Below are 15,525 nucleotides of genomic sequence, written 5' to 3'. Positions count from 1 at the left end.
ACCGAACTTTGACCGCACTCTTTTAACGGGTCAAGGGATACATGGGACGGAAGAATGCCGGTGACGGGGTTCTTCCGCTTTTGTTTGAATATAGCTGAATCGGAAGCATACGCCCCCAAAAGGACAGTCGGGTTAGGGCTGCCTGAATAGGGCTTTGGAAGACGGAAGTTAAGTAAGAGATGTAATCAAATTTAACTGAGAAAATAGTGAGGTGGAGAATTTGCCGGGATTTAAAGAATTAGGTGTTTCAGAATTACTGTGTACATTGCTTCAAGGTCAAGGCATCGTTAAGCCTACACCAGTGCAACAGGAAGCAATACCGCCATTGGTGCAGGGTTTGGATGTAATTGCAAGAGCGAAGACAGGTACAGGGAAGACATTAGCTTTCTTGCTGCCAATTATGGACAAGATCCACACGGAGCGAGCTTATCCGCAGGCGCTAATTATGGCCCCAACACGTGAGTTGGCTTTGCAGATTACAGAAGAGGCACGTAAGCTGGCGCGTCATACGGATATTAAAATCTTGGCCGTTTATGGTGGTCAGGATGTTGAGAAGCAGCTGCGTAAGCTCGAAGGTGGCAGACATCTTATTATCGGTACACCGGGCAGACTGCTAGATCATATGCGCCGGGAGACGCTCGATCTTAGTGGCGTTAAGATGCTCGTTCTGGACGAAGCGGATCAAATGCTGCATATGGGATTCTTGGAGGATGTAGAGACCATTATTACGGCTGTTCCTTATCGCCGTCAAACGATGTTGTTCTCTGCGACGATGCCAGATCCGATTAAACGTCTCGCAGCTAATTACATGAAAGAGCCTCTGGATATCATTATTAAGAGTGGTTCTCCGATTCCGCTGGATAATATCAAACAGCAAGTCGTGGAAGTCTCGGATCGTAATAAAGAAGAGGCACTCAAAACATTGATTGAACGGGATCGTCCTTACTTGGCTATTATTTTCTGCCGGACCAAACGTCGGGTGTCCAAGCTGAACGAAGCACTCCAAGCAGCAGGTTATGATTGTGATGAGCTGCACGGTGATTTGTCTCAAGGTAAACGTGAAGGTGTAATGAAGAGATTCCGTGATGCGAAGCTGCAGCTTCTTGTAGCCACAGATGTAGCGGCTCGAGGGCTGGATGTCGAAGGTATCACTCATATCTTTAACTACGATATGCCACTTGATGTGGATAGCTATATTCACCGGATCGGCCGGACAGGCCGTGCCGGAGGCAAAGGGCTTGCAATTACGTTCACTTCTCCACGTGAGCAAGATGGACTAGACTTGATCGAGCACGGCATTTCGCAGCGCCTGGATCGCCGTCGTTACGACAAGGATGAATTCGGCGTTGGCGAATTCGTTGCAGTACAAGGCGGCGGACGCCACGGCGGTCGTCAAAGCGGCGGCGCTGAGGCAGCGCGTACGGGCCGCGGACCAAAGACCGGCGGCTCTGGCCGCGGCGGTGCTCCGCGCGGCGAAGGCGGAGCGCGGCAAGGTGGCCGCGGCCGCGGTAAGGAAGCAGGCGGCTGGGGTGCGCCTGCAGAAGGTCGCCGCGGCGGTCGTTCCGATGCGGCAGCTGGCAAGCGTGGCGGCAGCGGCTTTGACGCTGGCGCACCTAAGGGCGGCGGCAAGGCTGCCGGCGTAGTACGAGTAGGCGGCGGCTATGGCGCCTTCGCCTCCAGAGGCGATGCACCTGCTAGCGGCAACGCAGCAGCGCCTAGCAGTGCCGGTTCGCGCGGTGCGAACCGGAAGGGCGGCCCAAGCACTGGCTACAGCGAGAATGTAGCCAGAGGTGCAGACGGCGGCGCTTACGTTGGCGGCACACCACGAGGCGGCTTAGGCAGCGGCTACGGTACGGGCCCGTCTAGAGGCGGCGGCAAAGGTGGTAAAGGTAGCAAAGGCAGCTATAGCGGTGCCAAGGGTGGCGCTGGTAAAGGCGGCCGCAACAGCGGAAATACGGGTTCCTCACGGGGTGGACGTGGTAGCTCCGGCGGCTTTAAAAGCGGCGGCAGAGGCACATCCAGATAATGTGAGTGGAATTTCATAACTAAAACTTGTTACCATAGGGAAGTTAGCGGACAAGCTAACTCCCTATGGTAACTTTATTTTGTAGGCACAATTATCCGAGCGATATTTGTCTAAAAAAGGATCTTAGTGTAACATTTTTGAAGGAAAGCTTGTCTAATAGATAAATAGAGTGTTTCGACTTCGAGGAGGAAGATCTTGCAGATGTCTAAAAAATTGAAAATAATAATCTTGTTAATTGTCGTTATTGCTGTTGGGTGGGGGATTGGGAAATATACGACGCCTTCTCCTTCTGCTTCAGATAGTAGCGGTTCCAATATAAATGTGCAGGATGATCTTCAAGCTAAGCCTGGTGAGGATGGTGATAGCACCGAAGAGGGTATAACAGACCCAGTGGTAGCCAATCCAACTAATACAACGGATCCCTCTGATCCGTCCGAACCGGATAGTAACGGCAAGGGAAATAGCACTGATGATTCTTTTAAAGAGCCTGACAGCATAGCTGTGATGGTGAATAAGGAGTATGGATTGCCGGGGAACTATAAGCCAACGGATCTAGTCTACCCGGAAGTGCGGTTTACATTTAAAGAGAAAATCGAGAAGCGTATGATGCGTAAGGAAGCTGCCGAAGCATTAGAGAAACTGTTCGCAGGCGCAGAGGAAGACGGGATTTACTTGGCTGGCGTTTCAGCCTACCGTTCTAAGGAAACCCAAACGAGGCTGTTCAATCGTTATGTTGAGAAAGACGGAGAAGAACTGGCTCGTACTTACAGTGCCGTGCCTGGCTATAGCGAGCATCAGACAGGGCTTGCTATCGATGTCTCAGGAAGTGACGGGAAATGTGCTGCGGAGAGCTGTTTTGGTGGAACGAAGGAAGCGGAGTGGCTAGCGCAGCATGCAACCGAATATGGTTATATCATCCGCTTTCCAGAAGGAAAGCAGGACATTACAGGATATAAGTATGAGCCTTGGCATATCCGTTATGTGGGCAAGGATATAGCTACTTATATTGCGGATAAAGGGATTACGCTGGAAGAATATTATGATGTCGTACCCGTATCCAAATAACAGAGTGATAGAGAGCAGTCCTAAGAAATACATAGGGCTGCTTTTTTTTATCTTAGTGTTTACAGAAAGTGTCGATAAGTTGCATTCTGTTACAATTCGGGTAAGATACGTAGTGTAGTCTAAGTACATGGAAGGAAGGGGAATTAGGATGTCGATCTACAATTTTTCCGGCGTTACGCCTTCGGGTAAAGAAGTGTCATTTACAGAGTATGAAGGTAAGGTAGTGCTGATTGCCAATACGGCTAGTAAATGCGGACTTACACCGCAGTATGGGGATCTCCAGAAGCTATACGAGCAGTATGGGGATCAGGGACTTGTAGTATTAGGATTCCCCTGCAACCAATTTGCGGGTCAGGAGCCGGGTACAAGTGAAGAGGCAGAAGAATTCTGTCAGATTAATTATGGCGTTACATTTCCTGTGTTTGCCAAAGTGGATGTGAATGGACCGGATGCCAGCCCTCTTTTCAATTATTTAAAAGAGCAGCAGCCGGGTACTGGCGACAGCAGTGATATCAGCTGGAATTTCACGAAGTTTCTTATTGATCGTGGCGGTAATGTAGTAGCTCGTGTGGAGCCAAAGGAATCGCCAGAAACGATGTCAGAACAGATTGAGTCCTTACTGTAGATCATTTAGGGACTGATGAATTGTTATTTTACAAGTATCCTTTCGACCTCGGTCTTTGGCCGAGCCTCGACGGGATTTTCTTTTTTTACATAGGAATATAGAATAGGCGCCTTAAATTTTGTTGTGATAAATTATACTTGACGCTTTACAGAGACCATGTATTCTTTGAAGAGAATGTAATGCCCATGCAAAATATGCATAAAGCGTGGAATACAGCAGGATAATAACGGCAGGAGGGTTCAATACAAGCATGAAGTTAATTACAGAGGTAGCAGCACAAGCGGGAATTGGCGAAGAGCATCTGGAACTATACGGCAAATATAAAAGTAAACTTTCACCGTCCTTATGGGAAGACATGAAGAACAAACCAGATGGTAAGCTGGTATTGGTCACTGCGGTGAATCCAACCCCTGCTGGCGAAGGGAAGACCTTAACAACCATTGGGCTGGCACAGGCATTGAACGCAGCAGGAGTAAAGACCGTGGCTGCCTTGCGCGAACCATCCCTCGGACCATGCTTAGGCATGAAAGGCGGTGCCACGGGCGGCGGCAAGTCACAGATCATTCCGGCAGATGAGATTAATTTGCACTTTACGGGTGATATTCATGCGGTGACTTCTGCACATAATTTATTGTCTGCGATGATTGACAATCATATCTTCCAAGGTAATGAGCTGGGTCTTGATCCGCAGCGTATCGTTTGGAAACGCGTGATGGATATGAATGATCGCAGTCTGCGGAATATAGTGACAGGGCTCGGAGATGGAAATGGAGCCGTGCGGGAAAGTGGATTTCAGATTACAACAGCTTCTGAGATTATGGCTGTATTATGCCTATGCGATAATCTGAGTGATCTCAAAAAGCGTCTGAACCGTATTTTGATTGGGTATGACCAAGAGGGACAGCCTGTAACGGCCGAGCAAATAGGGGCAGTTGAAGCGATGACAGCGCTGCTGAAGGAAGCAGTTAAGCCTAATCTGGTGCAGACCTTGGAGGGCACTCCTGTTATTGTACACGGTGGTCCATTTGCGAATATCGCCCATGGCTGCAGTAGTGTTATCGGTACTCGTTATGCACTCAAGCTGGGGGATGTTGTTGTTACGGAAGCAGGCTTCGGAGCGGATCTTGGTGCAGAGAAATTCATGGATATCAAATGCCGGCAAGCGGGTCTAACCCCTTCAGCGGCAGTGCTTGTCGTGACGGTGAAATCCTTGAAATATAACGGTGGTGTACCTAAGAATGAGCTCCAAACGGAGAACCGGACGGCGCTGCGCTCTGGATTGTCTAATTTGGAGCGTCATGTAGAGAATCTCGGCAAATTTGGGGTACCTGTTCTTGTTGCCATTAATCATTTTGAAGGCGATAGCCCAGAAGAGATTAATGACGTTGTGGAGGCTTGTCGCCGATTGAACGTTCCTGCGGCAATATCCAAGGTATGGGCAGAAGGTAGTGCGGGCGGACAAGAGTTGGCTTCGGAACTAAAGAAACTTCTGGACCATAGCGACACTGAACGTTTTGCTCCTTTGTATGAGAATGAACTCGACATCTCTTCCAAAATCACCAAGATTGTTCGCGAAATTTACCGTGGTGCGGAGGTTAACTTTTCCCCTGCGGCCAAACGCAGCCTAGCGGTGATTGAGCGTCTTGGGTTAAATGATCTTCAAGTATGTATGGCGAAGACCCCTTATTCCTTCTCAGATCAGCCTAGATTGCTTGGCGCTCCAGAAGGTTTCACGGTAGGTATCCGTGATATTACCCTTTCGCTTGGTGCAGGGTTTGCTGTAGTGATTACGGGCAATATCGTTACGATGCCAGGTCTACCGGCTAAGCCAGCTGCTGAGGCACTATGGATGGATGAGGATGGCGTGATTCACGGTTTGGTGTAGATACAGTTATGATCAGGCTTTTCCCTGTTGGTTTAGGGGGAAGCCTTTTTTTGCGCGTTATAAGAAAGTATATCCTGAGGGGGTAGAACATAATGTCCTACGCCCATGGCAAAGCTAACGAGGTCGCAATCGGCAGCAGTGACGGAAAATGCTTAAAATTGTGAACAATCTGAGAATATAGGCGAAAAGACTTGTAATGTGATAAATATCACAATATAATCAGTTTATAAAGTGAAATAAATCACAATTAACTCATCGGTGATCAGATATCTAATTTGGTCAGTCAAGCAATTCGAATATATAACCAGGTTGTCCATTTGAAGGAGGAAGAAAATAATGAAAGTAGCTGTCATTGGATGTACCCATGCCGGAACTGCCGCAATTGTAAATACTGCCAAGCTTCACCCGGAAGCCGAGATTACGGTGTATGAGCGTAATGATAATATTTCTTTCTTATCTTGTGGAATTGCTTTATACGTAGGTGGAGTGGTCAAGGACCCACACGGGCTGTTCTATTCTTCCCCTGAGAAGCTTGCTGAGCTTGGTGTAAAGACCAACATGCGTCATGAAGTGACCGTTGTGGATACGAAGTCCAAAACATTGCGTGTTCGCAATTTGGTAACCGGACAGGAGTTTGACGATACCTACGATAAGCTGATTATGACTACGGGATCATGGCCGATTGTACCGAAGCTCGAAGGGATTGAGCTGGAAGGCGTCTTGCTTTGCAAGAACTATGATCATTCCAATACCATTATAGAAAAAGCTAAACAAGCGAATAAAATCACAGTCGTAGGCGCTGGATATATCGGCGTTGAGTTGGTGGAAGCCTTCCAAATGAACGGAAAGCAAGTTACGCTGATTGATGGTGAAGATCGTATTTTGAATAAATATTTGGACCCAGAGTTTACTGCGCCGATCGAACAATCCTTTAAGGATCATGGTATTAAATTAGCGCTGAATGAGAAGGTAAGTTCTTTTGCTGGTGAAGGTGGCAAAGTTACCAAGGTTATCACAAGCGAAGGGGAGCATGAAGCGGATCTTGTAATTCTCTGCATCGGCTTCCGTCCGAATACTGAGCTGTTAAAAGGTCAAGTGGATATGCTGCCAAATGGCGCAATTCTGGTCAATGATTATATGCAGACTAGTTGCCCAGATGTGTATGCCGCTGGTGACAGCTGCGCGATTCATTACAACCCTACGGGTAAGCACGCTTATATTCCACTGGCAACCAATGCAGTACGGATGGGCACTTTGGTCGCACGTAACTTAGTGAAAGAGACGATTCCTTATATGGGTACTCAAGGGACTTCGGGCATTAAGATTTATGAAGATAATATCGCTGCTACCGGTCTTACTGAAGAAGGGGCTAAGGCTGAAGGAATGGACGTAGAAACTACCATGATTATTGACAACTACCGTCCAGAATTTATGCCAACCTTCGAGCAGGTGCAATTAAAAGTGGTATTTGATCGCGCCACACGCCGCATTCTCGGAGCACAAATCTTGTCCAAGACGGATTTGACGCAATCGATTAACACAGTATCTGTATGTATTCAAAATAAAATGACAATCGATCAGCTTGCCTTTATCGATTTCTTCTTCCAACCTCATTACAACAAGCCTTGGAACTTCCTGAATACAGTAGGACTCGAATCGCTACCGGCATCAGTACCAAGCAAAGAGGCAGTAACCGTATAATTTAATTGCCTGTGAACAATAAAGTTGGGTAAACCGGAGCCATATATGGCTCCGTTTTTTTTGTGATTGATGCTGGTACTATTTACCTTTAAAATAATATGGAGCCTATTCTTACAATTGTAATTATGGATGCGCTTCGTTAAATTTGACATGTCAGTGAAAAGTTTCACTTAGTTTTTCATTAAGTGATAATTATCACGTTAATGTGTTTTATGACACGCTACAATGGTCGTAAATGAACAAATTTTAAGTAAATAGATGAAGGGGATAGGAATCATGGCTTATAATAAACCGCAGCAGATTGCCGCAGTCACGGTCGAGAACGGCATAAAAAAGGCGCATAATCCTTTAAGCACCGTACTAATTCTGGGCTTTCTGGGAGGAGCGTTTATCGCGCTCGGATTTTTACTGGATATTCGCGTCATTGCTGGCGCACCACATGAATGGGGATCCATCGCTAACTTTATTGGGGCAGCTGTCTTCCCTGTCGGATTAATTCTAGTACTGCTTGCAGGAGGAGAACTGCTGACAGGCAATATGATGGCTGTGCCACTTGCTTTTATGGCGAAGAAGATATCCTTCTGGGAAGTGGTTAAGAATCTCGTATTGATTACCCTGAGCAATCTAGCGGGAGCTTTGTTTGTAGCTTACTTTTTCGGTCACGTGGTTGGTTTAACCTCTGACGGTGTGTATTTGGAAAAATTAGTGGAGATGGCAGGACATAAGCTTGAGGCAGACTTCTTGCCGGCATTTGTTTCCGGTATCGGTTGTAACTGGCTCGTAGCTTTGGCGGTATGGCTCTCCTATGGAGCAGATAACTTCAGTGGCAAAATCCTCGGTATCTGGTTCCCAACGATGGCTTTTGTAGCTATCGGCTTCCAGCACGTTGTAGCCAACATGTTCTTAATTCCTGCAGCTATTTTTGAAGGTTATTTTTCATGGGGAGAGTACTTCAACAATTTTGTTCCGGTATGGCTAGGAAACTTGACGGGCGGTGCGATCTTTGTTGCGGCAGCTTATTGGATGGCTTACCTGCGCAAAGAGTCTGCATCTATTCAGTCCGTGGACAGCATGTCCGGCAGCGGTGTAAAAAAACACGCCTAAACCTATCTTATAAAGCACTCCTTAGAATAGTTGAGGGGTGCTTTTTGCTGTATAGACAAATAAAATCCGCCGTGATGTATCCGAACTCGGGGGAACGAATTCGGATGCACAGCGAATTTTAAAAGGGGGAGTGTTTCTAGGCTCTATTACCCCGACTTTGTAATAACGAAACACTTCATTATTGTTTAGTCTACTTTACGGACGACAGCGGCAACTATAAAATATAAATAGATAGTAGAAATAGGGAGGACTGCGGACGTGAAAGGTGCTACTTTTTTCTCAGCTACGGCAGAAGTTAGTCCTAAATAAGAGGTGAAGTATACTCGGACTTTATCACGATAGCACGTCAATGCGTCTGCTTGCCCTGAACCCTGTTTTGGGATAATACTGGATGGAATAATGACACATATATTACAGGGGATGTACACTACTTATGAAGTTTTTACAGAATTATCCTAAAGAAGTTAAGATATTTTTAATTGCTAGTCTTATTAATGCAACGGGTAGTGCACTGATGTGGCCATTGGTTACAATGTATGTTTTTGATGAGCTTGGACGCAGCATGTCGGATGCTGGATTAGTGATTCTTATTCAATCAGTTGGAGGAATTGTGGGTCAACTACTCGGGGGCTCACTCTATCATAAGGTAGGCGTTAACCGGCTGATTGTTGGAGCGCTGGGCATGAATGCACTTGCTCTGTTCACTTTGCCGGCAGCAAGTAACAACTGGACGTTATTTATGGTCGCGATGGGACTGGTAGGGCTCTTTAATTCACTGTCCTTACCTGCGATTCAGGCATTTATCGGCTTTCGTTTTACGAAGCAGCGCGGAGAGTTGTTTAATGTTATTTATGTCGCTAATAATATTGGTGTAGCACTGGGTACGGCGTTAAGTGGTTTTTTGGCCGATATTTCTTATATGCTCAGCTTTGTGATGAACGGCGTAACTTCAGCGGTATTTGCGGTATTCTTTTTTGTATATCTCAAGAAAGTCGGAGGAGATTCTTCACAGGAGGTCGCAGAACACCAGAAGGCTGGTCCTGACAAACAATCTACCTGGAAGCTAATGGGGCATACACGAATTTATCTTTATATGGGTATTGCCTCGATGTTCCTACTATTAGGGAACTCTATCTGGAATACAGGGGTATCTCCGTTCATTATTTCTGAGGGCTGGCCTAAGAAGACTTATGGTTTTCTCTGGACGCTTAACGGAATTCTCATTTTTGCGGCTCAGCCGCTCGTAACAGTAATTAAACGCTGGTTCGCATCTACCTCAACGGCACAAATGACAGTAAGTGCTCTATTTTATTTGGGTGGGTATGCTGTTCTTTTATGGATGCCGACTTATTCAGGTCTAGTGCTTGGGATGGTACTCGCTACGCTTGGGGAAATGCTGATATCTCCGGCCATGCCTTCCTTTATTTCGGACCATGCAGGTCGCAGTGCTCCTTTCTATTTAGGGCTAAGTGGAGGCATGGGGGCAGTCGGTAGGGTGATTGGACCATACTTAATGGGTAGGTTATACGATAGTGGAGGCTTAGCGCCTACCGCATGGTTGGCATGTGCGATGGCACTGCTGTCCGTAGGATTCTTTATCGTTCATGCGTATATCAACCGCCGAGGAAATTCATTGGAGCGGTCAATAGGATAGTTGAGAGTTGAGCATAGTGGATTCAAATGATCTACTGTGAATTCTATAGAGGTGCAAGGCAAGGGGTGTTCATCTTTATGAAACTTAGCAACAGGGATAGGTTTATAATAAGGTTCTCAGAGATTAAAGACGTGCGGGAACTGATTCATCTGGATCATATGATCTGGACGGAGAACACTAGCCCGGGGCCATTACTGTGGCGTTCCCAAGAGGATTATCTACTGAATGCTCCCCCGGGTTCGCAGCTAGTAGCGCTAAAGGATGACAAGCTATGCGGATATGTTGGGTTTGGCTGCCCTAGTCGAATGGAGAGTAACAGGCATGTGTGCGAGGTCAATATTGCTGTTCATCCGGATTATCAACGTTTAGGTATTGGCCGGCAGCTCATAGAGGCTATTAAGGAACATGCCGCAGATAACGCCATTCGTAAGCTGCGTCTACGCGTATTATCCTGTAATGAATCAGCGCTTTCTTTTTATCGTAAATGCGGGTTTGTGGAAGAGGGACGTCTGCGGGAGGAGTTTTATCTTGGCGGTCGATATGTGGATGAAATCTTTATGTGCTGCATGCTGACAGGAGGAGAAGGATATGGAGATCATCTCGCTTAATGTGGGGCGGCCGATAACAGTGGATTATCGGGGGAAACCTTTGGAGACTGGGATTTATAAAATGCCTGTCGAAGGATCAGTTCAGTTAAATACTAATGGTTTTATCGGAGATGGTCAGGCGGATCTGAAACATCACGGGGGCCCTGACAAGGCAGTTTGTGCCTACCCCATCGAGCATTATCCCTACTGGGAGCAGCAGCTTGGGAAGAAACTGGAATACTCTGCCTTCGGAGAAAATATAACAACTGCCGGCTTATTAGAGACAGATGTGTGCATTGGCGATGTGTACGAAATAGGTACCACTGTGCTGCAGGTCAGCCAGCCACGTTATCCTTGCTTCAAAATCTCACAAAAGCATGGCCCGGCAGATCTCCCGGCTCAAGTGCTGGACACTAGATATAGCGGATTTTACTTGCGTGTGCTTCGTGAAGGAAAGATCTCAACCGGAGATGCAATTGTCAAAAAAGAAAGTGGAGCTGGCGGTGCGTCCGTGGCGCATGTACTACATTTAATGCAAGTAGGGCTGCAAGAGGAAGCTGCACTGGCAGCTCTTGCGGAGCTAGAAACTCTCTCCGCCGTAGTGCGGAACAAGTTTCGAAAACAGCTGGGTCTGCCGGAGAGTTAAACACTATCTACAAACCAAAATAAGCCTGGAGGCGTGTGCCTTCCAGGTTTATTTCTATTTATGAGCTTATATGTGCTGCTTGCTTAGCCTAACTTAGCCGAGCAGCTGCCATTCACTACGCAATAAACCGTATACGGCATGGTTGACGTAGCCGTCAGGCAGTTTCTCTGACTGTCTAATCACACCCTCAAGGACAAAACCAAGCCGTTCCGGGATCGCCCGGCTGGAAACATTTCCGGTCGCGCAGCGAATTTCTACACGCTGCAGCTCCATTTCCAGTAGTGCATAGTCTACTAGCACCCGACAGGCACTGGTCATATACCCTTTACCTTCATATCCTTCACCCAGCCAGTAGCCGATCCCAACAGATCGGTTATGCCAGTCAATCTGGTGATACCCAATAACACCGGCGAGCTCACCGCGAACCCATAGTCCAGCGGTAAAAGCACCATTGTCAGTGCTTTGTTTAACCGCATTTTTGATGAAATTTAGAGTGTGGGCCTGTTCCGTAACGGCATCCACCCAAGGGAGCCATTGTCGTAGTCGTTCCCGTGAGTGCTCTACTAACGCAAACATGTGCCGAGCGTGCTCTGGCATTAGCGGCTTTAACATCAGCTCTTCATCGATGACATAATTAAACAAGCGGTTGCCTCCTTTTCGGCACAAGGCCTTATGTATGATTATGGATTATTTCTTATGATTATCATGCTACTCTATCGCCCTGACAGAAGTCAAAAGGTCTAAAGACACTAAAAAATGATCCGTGCCTTGTGCCCCCTTTTATTGAACAATCTACGGTTAACGGGTATATTAGTAGGAAACATGTTTATACAAGAAGTAGTGTAACACTACAGAATGAAAGGTTGATAGCTGTGGAGAACCGTAGCACCCCCTCCAATTTTATTAAGAATGTTATTACCGAAGACCTCCGTACCGGTAAAGTAAAGGAAGTTATCACACGCTTTCCGCCGGAGCCGAACGGTTATTTACATATCGGACATGCCAAGGCGATCTGGATTAACTTTACACTGGCGGACGAGTTCGGTGGCAAGACTAACCTAAGATTTGACGACACGAATCCGGCTAAAGAGGATACGGAATATGTAAACTCGATTCAGGAAGATGTAAAGTGGCTCGGTTATGAATGGGAAGAGCTGCGTTTTGCATCTGATTATTTTGAGGAAATGTACAAACGTGCCGAATTATTAATTACAAAGGGCAAAGCCTATGTCGATGACCTCAGTGCGGATGAAATTCGTCAATTGCGTGGAACGCTGACGGAACCAGGAAAGAACAGTCCGCATCGTGATCGTAGTATCGAAGAGAATTTGGATCTGTTCCGGCGTATGCGTGCAGGCGAATTCAAGGACGGTGAGAAGGTTCTTCGTGCCAAGATTGACATGGCGTCACCGAACATTAACCTGCGTGATCCTGTAATTTATCGGATTACACATGCACATCACCATAACACAGGCGATAAATGGTGTATCTACCCAATGTATACCTTCGCTCATCCGTTAGAAGATGCTATTGAGGGGGTTACTCATTCCCTTTGCTCGCTCGAATTCGAAGATCAACGTCCATTCTACGATTGGGTTGTAGCTGAATGTGAGATGCCAGCTGTCCCTCATCAATATGAATTTGGGCGTCTGAATCTGGCTCAAACGATGACTAGTAAGCGTAAGCTGAAGCTGCTTGTAGACGAAGGACATGTGGATGGTTGGGATGATCCACGGATGCCTACGATTTCTGGTCTACGCCGTAGAGGATATACGCCGGAAGCGATTCGTAAATTCGTGTATGAAGCGGGTATCTCTAAGAGTCAGGGTCTGGTGGACCTGCAAATGCTGGAGCACTTTATCCGTGAGGATCTTAAGCTAACTGTACCGCGTACTATGGCTGTGTTACGACCGCTTAAGGTTGTTATCACCAATTATCCAGAAGGTCAAACAGAATGGCTTGAAGCGGAGAATAATACAGAGAATGAGGAAATGGGCGTACGTCAAATTCCGTTCTCGCGTGAAATTTATGTTGAGCGTGATGACTTTATGGAGAATCCGCCGAACAAATATTTCCGGTTGTTCCCTGGTAATGAAGTACGTCTGAAGCATGCTTATTTCATCAAATGTAATGAGGTTATTAAGGATGAGAATGGCGAGGTAGTGGAGCTGCATTGTACGTATGATCCAGAAACGAAGAGCGGAAGTGGATTTACAGGCCGCAAGGTAAAAGGTACGTTGCACTGGGTAGAAGCTAGTCAAGCGGTTCCTGCGGAATTCCGTCTATACGAGCCTCTGATTTCTGCTGAAGAAGCGGATGAGGCTGTGGAGGTTGAAGGTTTGGATTCCTCGGTAGAGAAATCGGAGCCTAGCTTCTTAGATCAGCTTAATCCTAAGTCCATAGAAATCCTGCAAGGGTTTGTTGAACCTGCGCTTAAGGATAGCGTGGCTCAGGATAAATTCCAGTTCTTCCGTCATGGCTATTTTAATGTGGATAGCAAATATTCGGCGCCTGGACATCTCGTATTCAATCTTATCGTTTCACTGAAGAGTTCATTTCAGCCTCCTAAACAAGGCTAAACAGATAAATTAATCAAGGTAACAGCAAAAAGCAGGCTCAAACGTCCCGAATAGGTACGTTTGAGCCTGCTTTTTGTTGATTATAATGCTTCGATGTCGAAGATCTCTTCATCTTCCTCTGAAGGGGGGCGATACCCTCCACGGCTAACAAAGAGCCACATGAAACCAAAGCCAAGCGTTCCAATAAGCGTCAAGAATACACCCGTCTGATACATGCTTTGTGCACCCAGATACTGATACATCCAACCTCCGAGAATACCTCCAATGAAACCGGATATCCCACTCCAGCTTAGGGTGTAGAGCGCTTGTCCGGAAGAGCGATAAGGCCGTGGAATCAGGAGCATCGTCAATTGGGTACCTACATAGAAAAAGCCGCCGAACGTTATGCAGTGTAAAATTTGAATGAACACCACTTGAAGGGCAGTAGTCGCATCAGCCATAAACCACCAACGCAGAACGAACAAACCACTGACCAATGCAAGCCAGCCGAGCAGAACAGAAATTTTACGTTTCAGGAACCGGTCACAGAGAACGAATACGCCTACCTCCAAAATGGAGGAGAGGAATACGGCAAGACCAATCATTTTTTTAGAGCCGCCCAGATCCGTAATATACAAGGATATAAATGTGGTGTTCATAGTGTTTGGAATGGATACCAGAATACCAAACAATAAAAAACACAAGAAAAAAGGATTGAAAATCAACTTACTTAAGCCCTTATACGGCATCGGAGCTCTCATAATGGTATGGTTAATTTTAGGTAATACAAGAACGGATAGGATTGATGCACCTAGTAACGCTGTAAGCAGATAGGTCAAGATGGATACATCAGCCCAATCCAGGATAAAGCCGGCGACAATCGCAATCAGTGCCCACCCTATTGAACCCCAAAGCCGGAAAGAACGGAAGCGCTGATTAGTTCCGTCAATATAGCTGAGAATCATCGTGTTGCTTTGAGCAAATAGTGGTCCTTGGAAGAAATAGAACAAAATAATGGCGTTGTAGATCGTTTCATATGTATTTGCTCGAAACATAAACTGTGAGAACACTAGCGTTCCGAATAACATTAGCAAAACGATACGCCGTATATTCTGAGAACGGTCTGTTAAGAACGCCCAAAATGGATTTGCAAATATGGATACTAGCGCTCCCATAGAGAATAAGACACCAATCTCTAATTTGTTCATCCCTACATCCAGCAGGTATAGTTGAAAGAAGCTGGTGAAGAGGACCATGGTTCCATATACAAAAAAATTGAACCATTTTAAAGACGTGATAGAAGATGGAATAACGCCTTTTCGCAAATGGTTCACTCCTTTCTCACTAAATATCTTGCATGGAGTAGAGTGGCCAATAGTAGGCCCTTCTATCACTGTAACACGTGTTGAAAAGGGATACAAACACCCTTTTTTACTTTTTTACATTATTTTGGGTTTTATTTATGTTTGAGACGATAAGCGACAAAAAATGCGTGAACGCGTGCGTAGAAGGTACAAACGCTAAGTGTAACGGGCGTTATTTTGGCCTATGACTATTCCCGCAGGATGGGAATGACAAGGCAGTATTGTCTGATCGGCGCGTTTAACTTCAGTTTACAATCTGCAGATAGGATGGGTGTAAGGCGAGAAAGATATTACTAGCTTTTCTCGTAGA

At 46.3% G+C, this 15,525-nt stretch carries 12 protein-coding genes; 10 read left to right on the top strand and 2 right to left on the bottom strand.

The features are described from left to right. Positions 1-220: 220 nt before the first annotated feature. The 9 genes from MKX41_RS22925 to MKX41_RS22885 all read left to right on the top strand — a co-directional run bounded on the left by MKX41_RS22925 (position 221) and on the right by MKX41_RS22885 (position 11,293). Positions 221-2,026 carry a DEAD/DEAH box helicase gene (locus tag MKX41_RS22925; protein WP_445671325.1) on the top strand — a complete coding sequence of 602 codons (1,806 nt, stop codon included), beginning with the start codon at positions 221-223 and terminating at the stop codon, positions 2,024-2,026. A 201-nt stretch (positions 2,027-2,227) separates the two neighbouring features. Further along, positions 2,228-3,091: a M15 family metallopeptidase gene (locus MKX41_RS22920; protein ID WP_340973267.1), complete on the top strand. Its 864-nt coding sequence runs from the start codon at positions 2,228-2,230 to the stop codon at positions 3,089-3,091. A gap of 148 nt (positions 3,092-3,239) precedes the next feature. Next, the gene (locus MKX41_RS22915; RefSeq protein ID WP_339243824.1) at positions 3,240-3,716 is read left to right on the top strand and encodes a glutathione peroxidase; all 477 of its coding nucleotides are present in this window, start codon (positions 3,240-3,242) and stop codon (positions 3,714-3,716) included. Between the two features lie 250 nt (positions 3,717-3,966). Next, complete coding sequence (locus MKX41_RS22910) at positions 3,967-5,601, top strand: formate--tetrahydrofolate ligase (protein WP_340973266.1); 1,635 nt, start codon at positions 3,967-3,969, stop codon at positions 5,599-5,601. A 336-nt stretch (positions 5,602-5,937) separates the two neighbouring features. Beyond that, positions 5,938-7,302, top strand: coding sequence for an FAD-dependent oxidoreductase (locus tag MKX41_RS22905; protein ID WP_076297929.1), 1,365 nt, complete (start codon positions 5,938-5,940; stop codon positions 7,300-7,302). Positions 7,303-7,578: 276 nt separating this feature from the next. Further along, on the top strand, positions 7,579-8,406 hold the full coding sequence (locus tag MKX41_RS22900; protein WP_340973265.1) for a formate/nitrite transporter family protein: 828 nt from the start codon (positions 7,579-7,581) through the stop codon (positions 8,404-8,406). Positions 8,407-8,839: 433 nt separating this feature from the next. Beyond that, positions 8,840-10,060 carry an MFS transporter gene (locus MKX41_RS22895; RefSeq protein ID WP_076118992.1) on the top strand — a complete coding sequence of 407 codons (1,221 nt, stop codon included), beginning with the start codon at positions 8,840-8,842 and terminating at the stop codon, positions 10,058-10,060. A 77-nt stretch (positions 10,061-10,137) separates the two neighbouring features. Further along, complete coding sequence (locus tag MKX41_RS22890) at positions 10,138-10,668, top strand: GNAT family N-acetyltransferase (protein WP_340973263.1); 531 nt, start codon at positions 10,138-10,140, stop codon at positions 10,666-10,668. Next, positions 10,649-11,293 (top strand): MOSC domain-containing protein, encoded by a 645-nt coding sequence (locus MKX41_RS22885; protein WP_340973262.1) that lies wholly within the window; start codon positions 10,649-10,651, stop codon positions 11,291-11,293. Before MKX41_RS22890 ends, MKX41_RS22885 begins: the two co-directional genes overlap by 20 nt. Before the next feature lie 93 nt (positions 11,294-11,386). Here the strand turns inward: MKX41_RS22885 and MKX41_RS22880 are convergent, their stop codons facing one another. Further along, positions 11,387-11,935: a GNAT family N-acetyltransferase gene (locus MKX41_RS22880; RefSeq protein WP_076285633.1), complete on the bottom strand. Its 549-nt coding sequence runs from the start codon at positions 11,933-11,935 to the stop codon at positions 11,387-11,389. 230 nt (positions 11,936-12,165) lie between these two features. Here MKX41_RS22880 and MKX41_RS22875 point away from each other — a divergent pair, with 230 nt between their 5' ends. Then, positions 12,166-13,872: a glutamine--tRNA ligase/YqeY domain fusion protein gene (locus MKX41_RS22875; RefSeq protein WP_340973260.1), complete on the top strand. Its 1,707-nt coding sequence runs from the start codon at positions 12,166-12,168 to the stop codon at positions 13,870-13,872. Between the two features lie 80 nt (positions 13,873-13,952). Here the strand turns inward: MKX41_RS22875 and MKX41_RS22870 are convergent, their stop codons facing one another. Next, positions 13,953-15,185, bottom strand: a complete 1,233-nt coding sequence (locus MKX41_RS22870; RefSeq protein ID WP_371915739.1) for an MFS transporter — start codon at positions 15,183-15,185, stop codon at positions 13,953-13,955. Positions 15,186-15,525: the final 340 nt, after the last annotated feature.

Origin of the sequence: Paenibacillus sp. FSL R5-0475, assembly GCF_038004585.1 — a bacterium.
Taxonomy (GTDB): domain Bacteria; phylum Bacillota; class Bacilli; order Paenibacillales; family Paenibacillaceae; genus Paenibacillus_AQ.
Note: the sequence above shows the minus strand (reverse complement) of the source record. Positions and strands in the feature narration are given on the sequence as shown.

What these genes read in the sequence shown, in the direction of transcription:
- MKX41_RS22920 (WP_340973267.1), top strand. Translation starts at nt 2,228, where the DNA reads ATGTCTAAAAAATTGAAAATAATAATCTTGTTAATTGTCGTTATTGCT.
- MKX41_RS22915 (WP_339243824.1), top strand. Translation starts at nt 3,240, where the DNA reads ATGTCGATCTACAATTTTTCCGGCGTTACGCCTTCGGGTAAAGAAGTG.
- MKX41_RS22910 (WP_340973266.1), top strand. Translation starts at nt 3,967, where the DNA reads ATGAAGTTAATTACAGAGGTAGCAGCACAAGCGGGAATTGGCGAAGAG.
- MKX41_RS22905 (WP_076297929.1), top strand. Translation starts at nt 5,938, where the DNA reads ATGAAAGTAGCTGTCATTGGATGTACCCATGCCGGAACTGCCGCAATT.
- MKX41_RS22900 (WP_340973265.1), top strand. Translation starts at nt 7,579, where the DNA reads ATGGCTTATAATAAACCGCAGCAGATTGCCGCAGTCACGGTCGAGAAC.
- MKX41_RS22895 (WP_076118992.1), top strand. Translation starts at nt 8,840, where the DNA reads ATGAAGTTTTTACAGAATTATCCTAAAGAAGTTAAGATATTTTTAATT.
- MKX41_RS22890 (WP_340973263.1), top strand. Translation starts at nt 10,138, where the DNA reads ATGAAACTTAGCAACAGGGATAGGTTTATAATAAGGTTCTCAGAGATT.
- MKX41_RS22885 (WP_340973262.1), top strand. Translation starts at nt 10,649, where the DNA reads ATGGAGATCATCTCGCTTAATGTGGGGCGGCCGATAACAGTGGATTAT.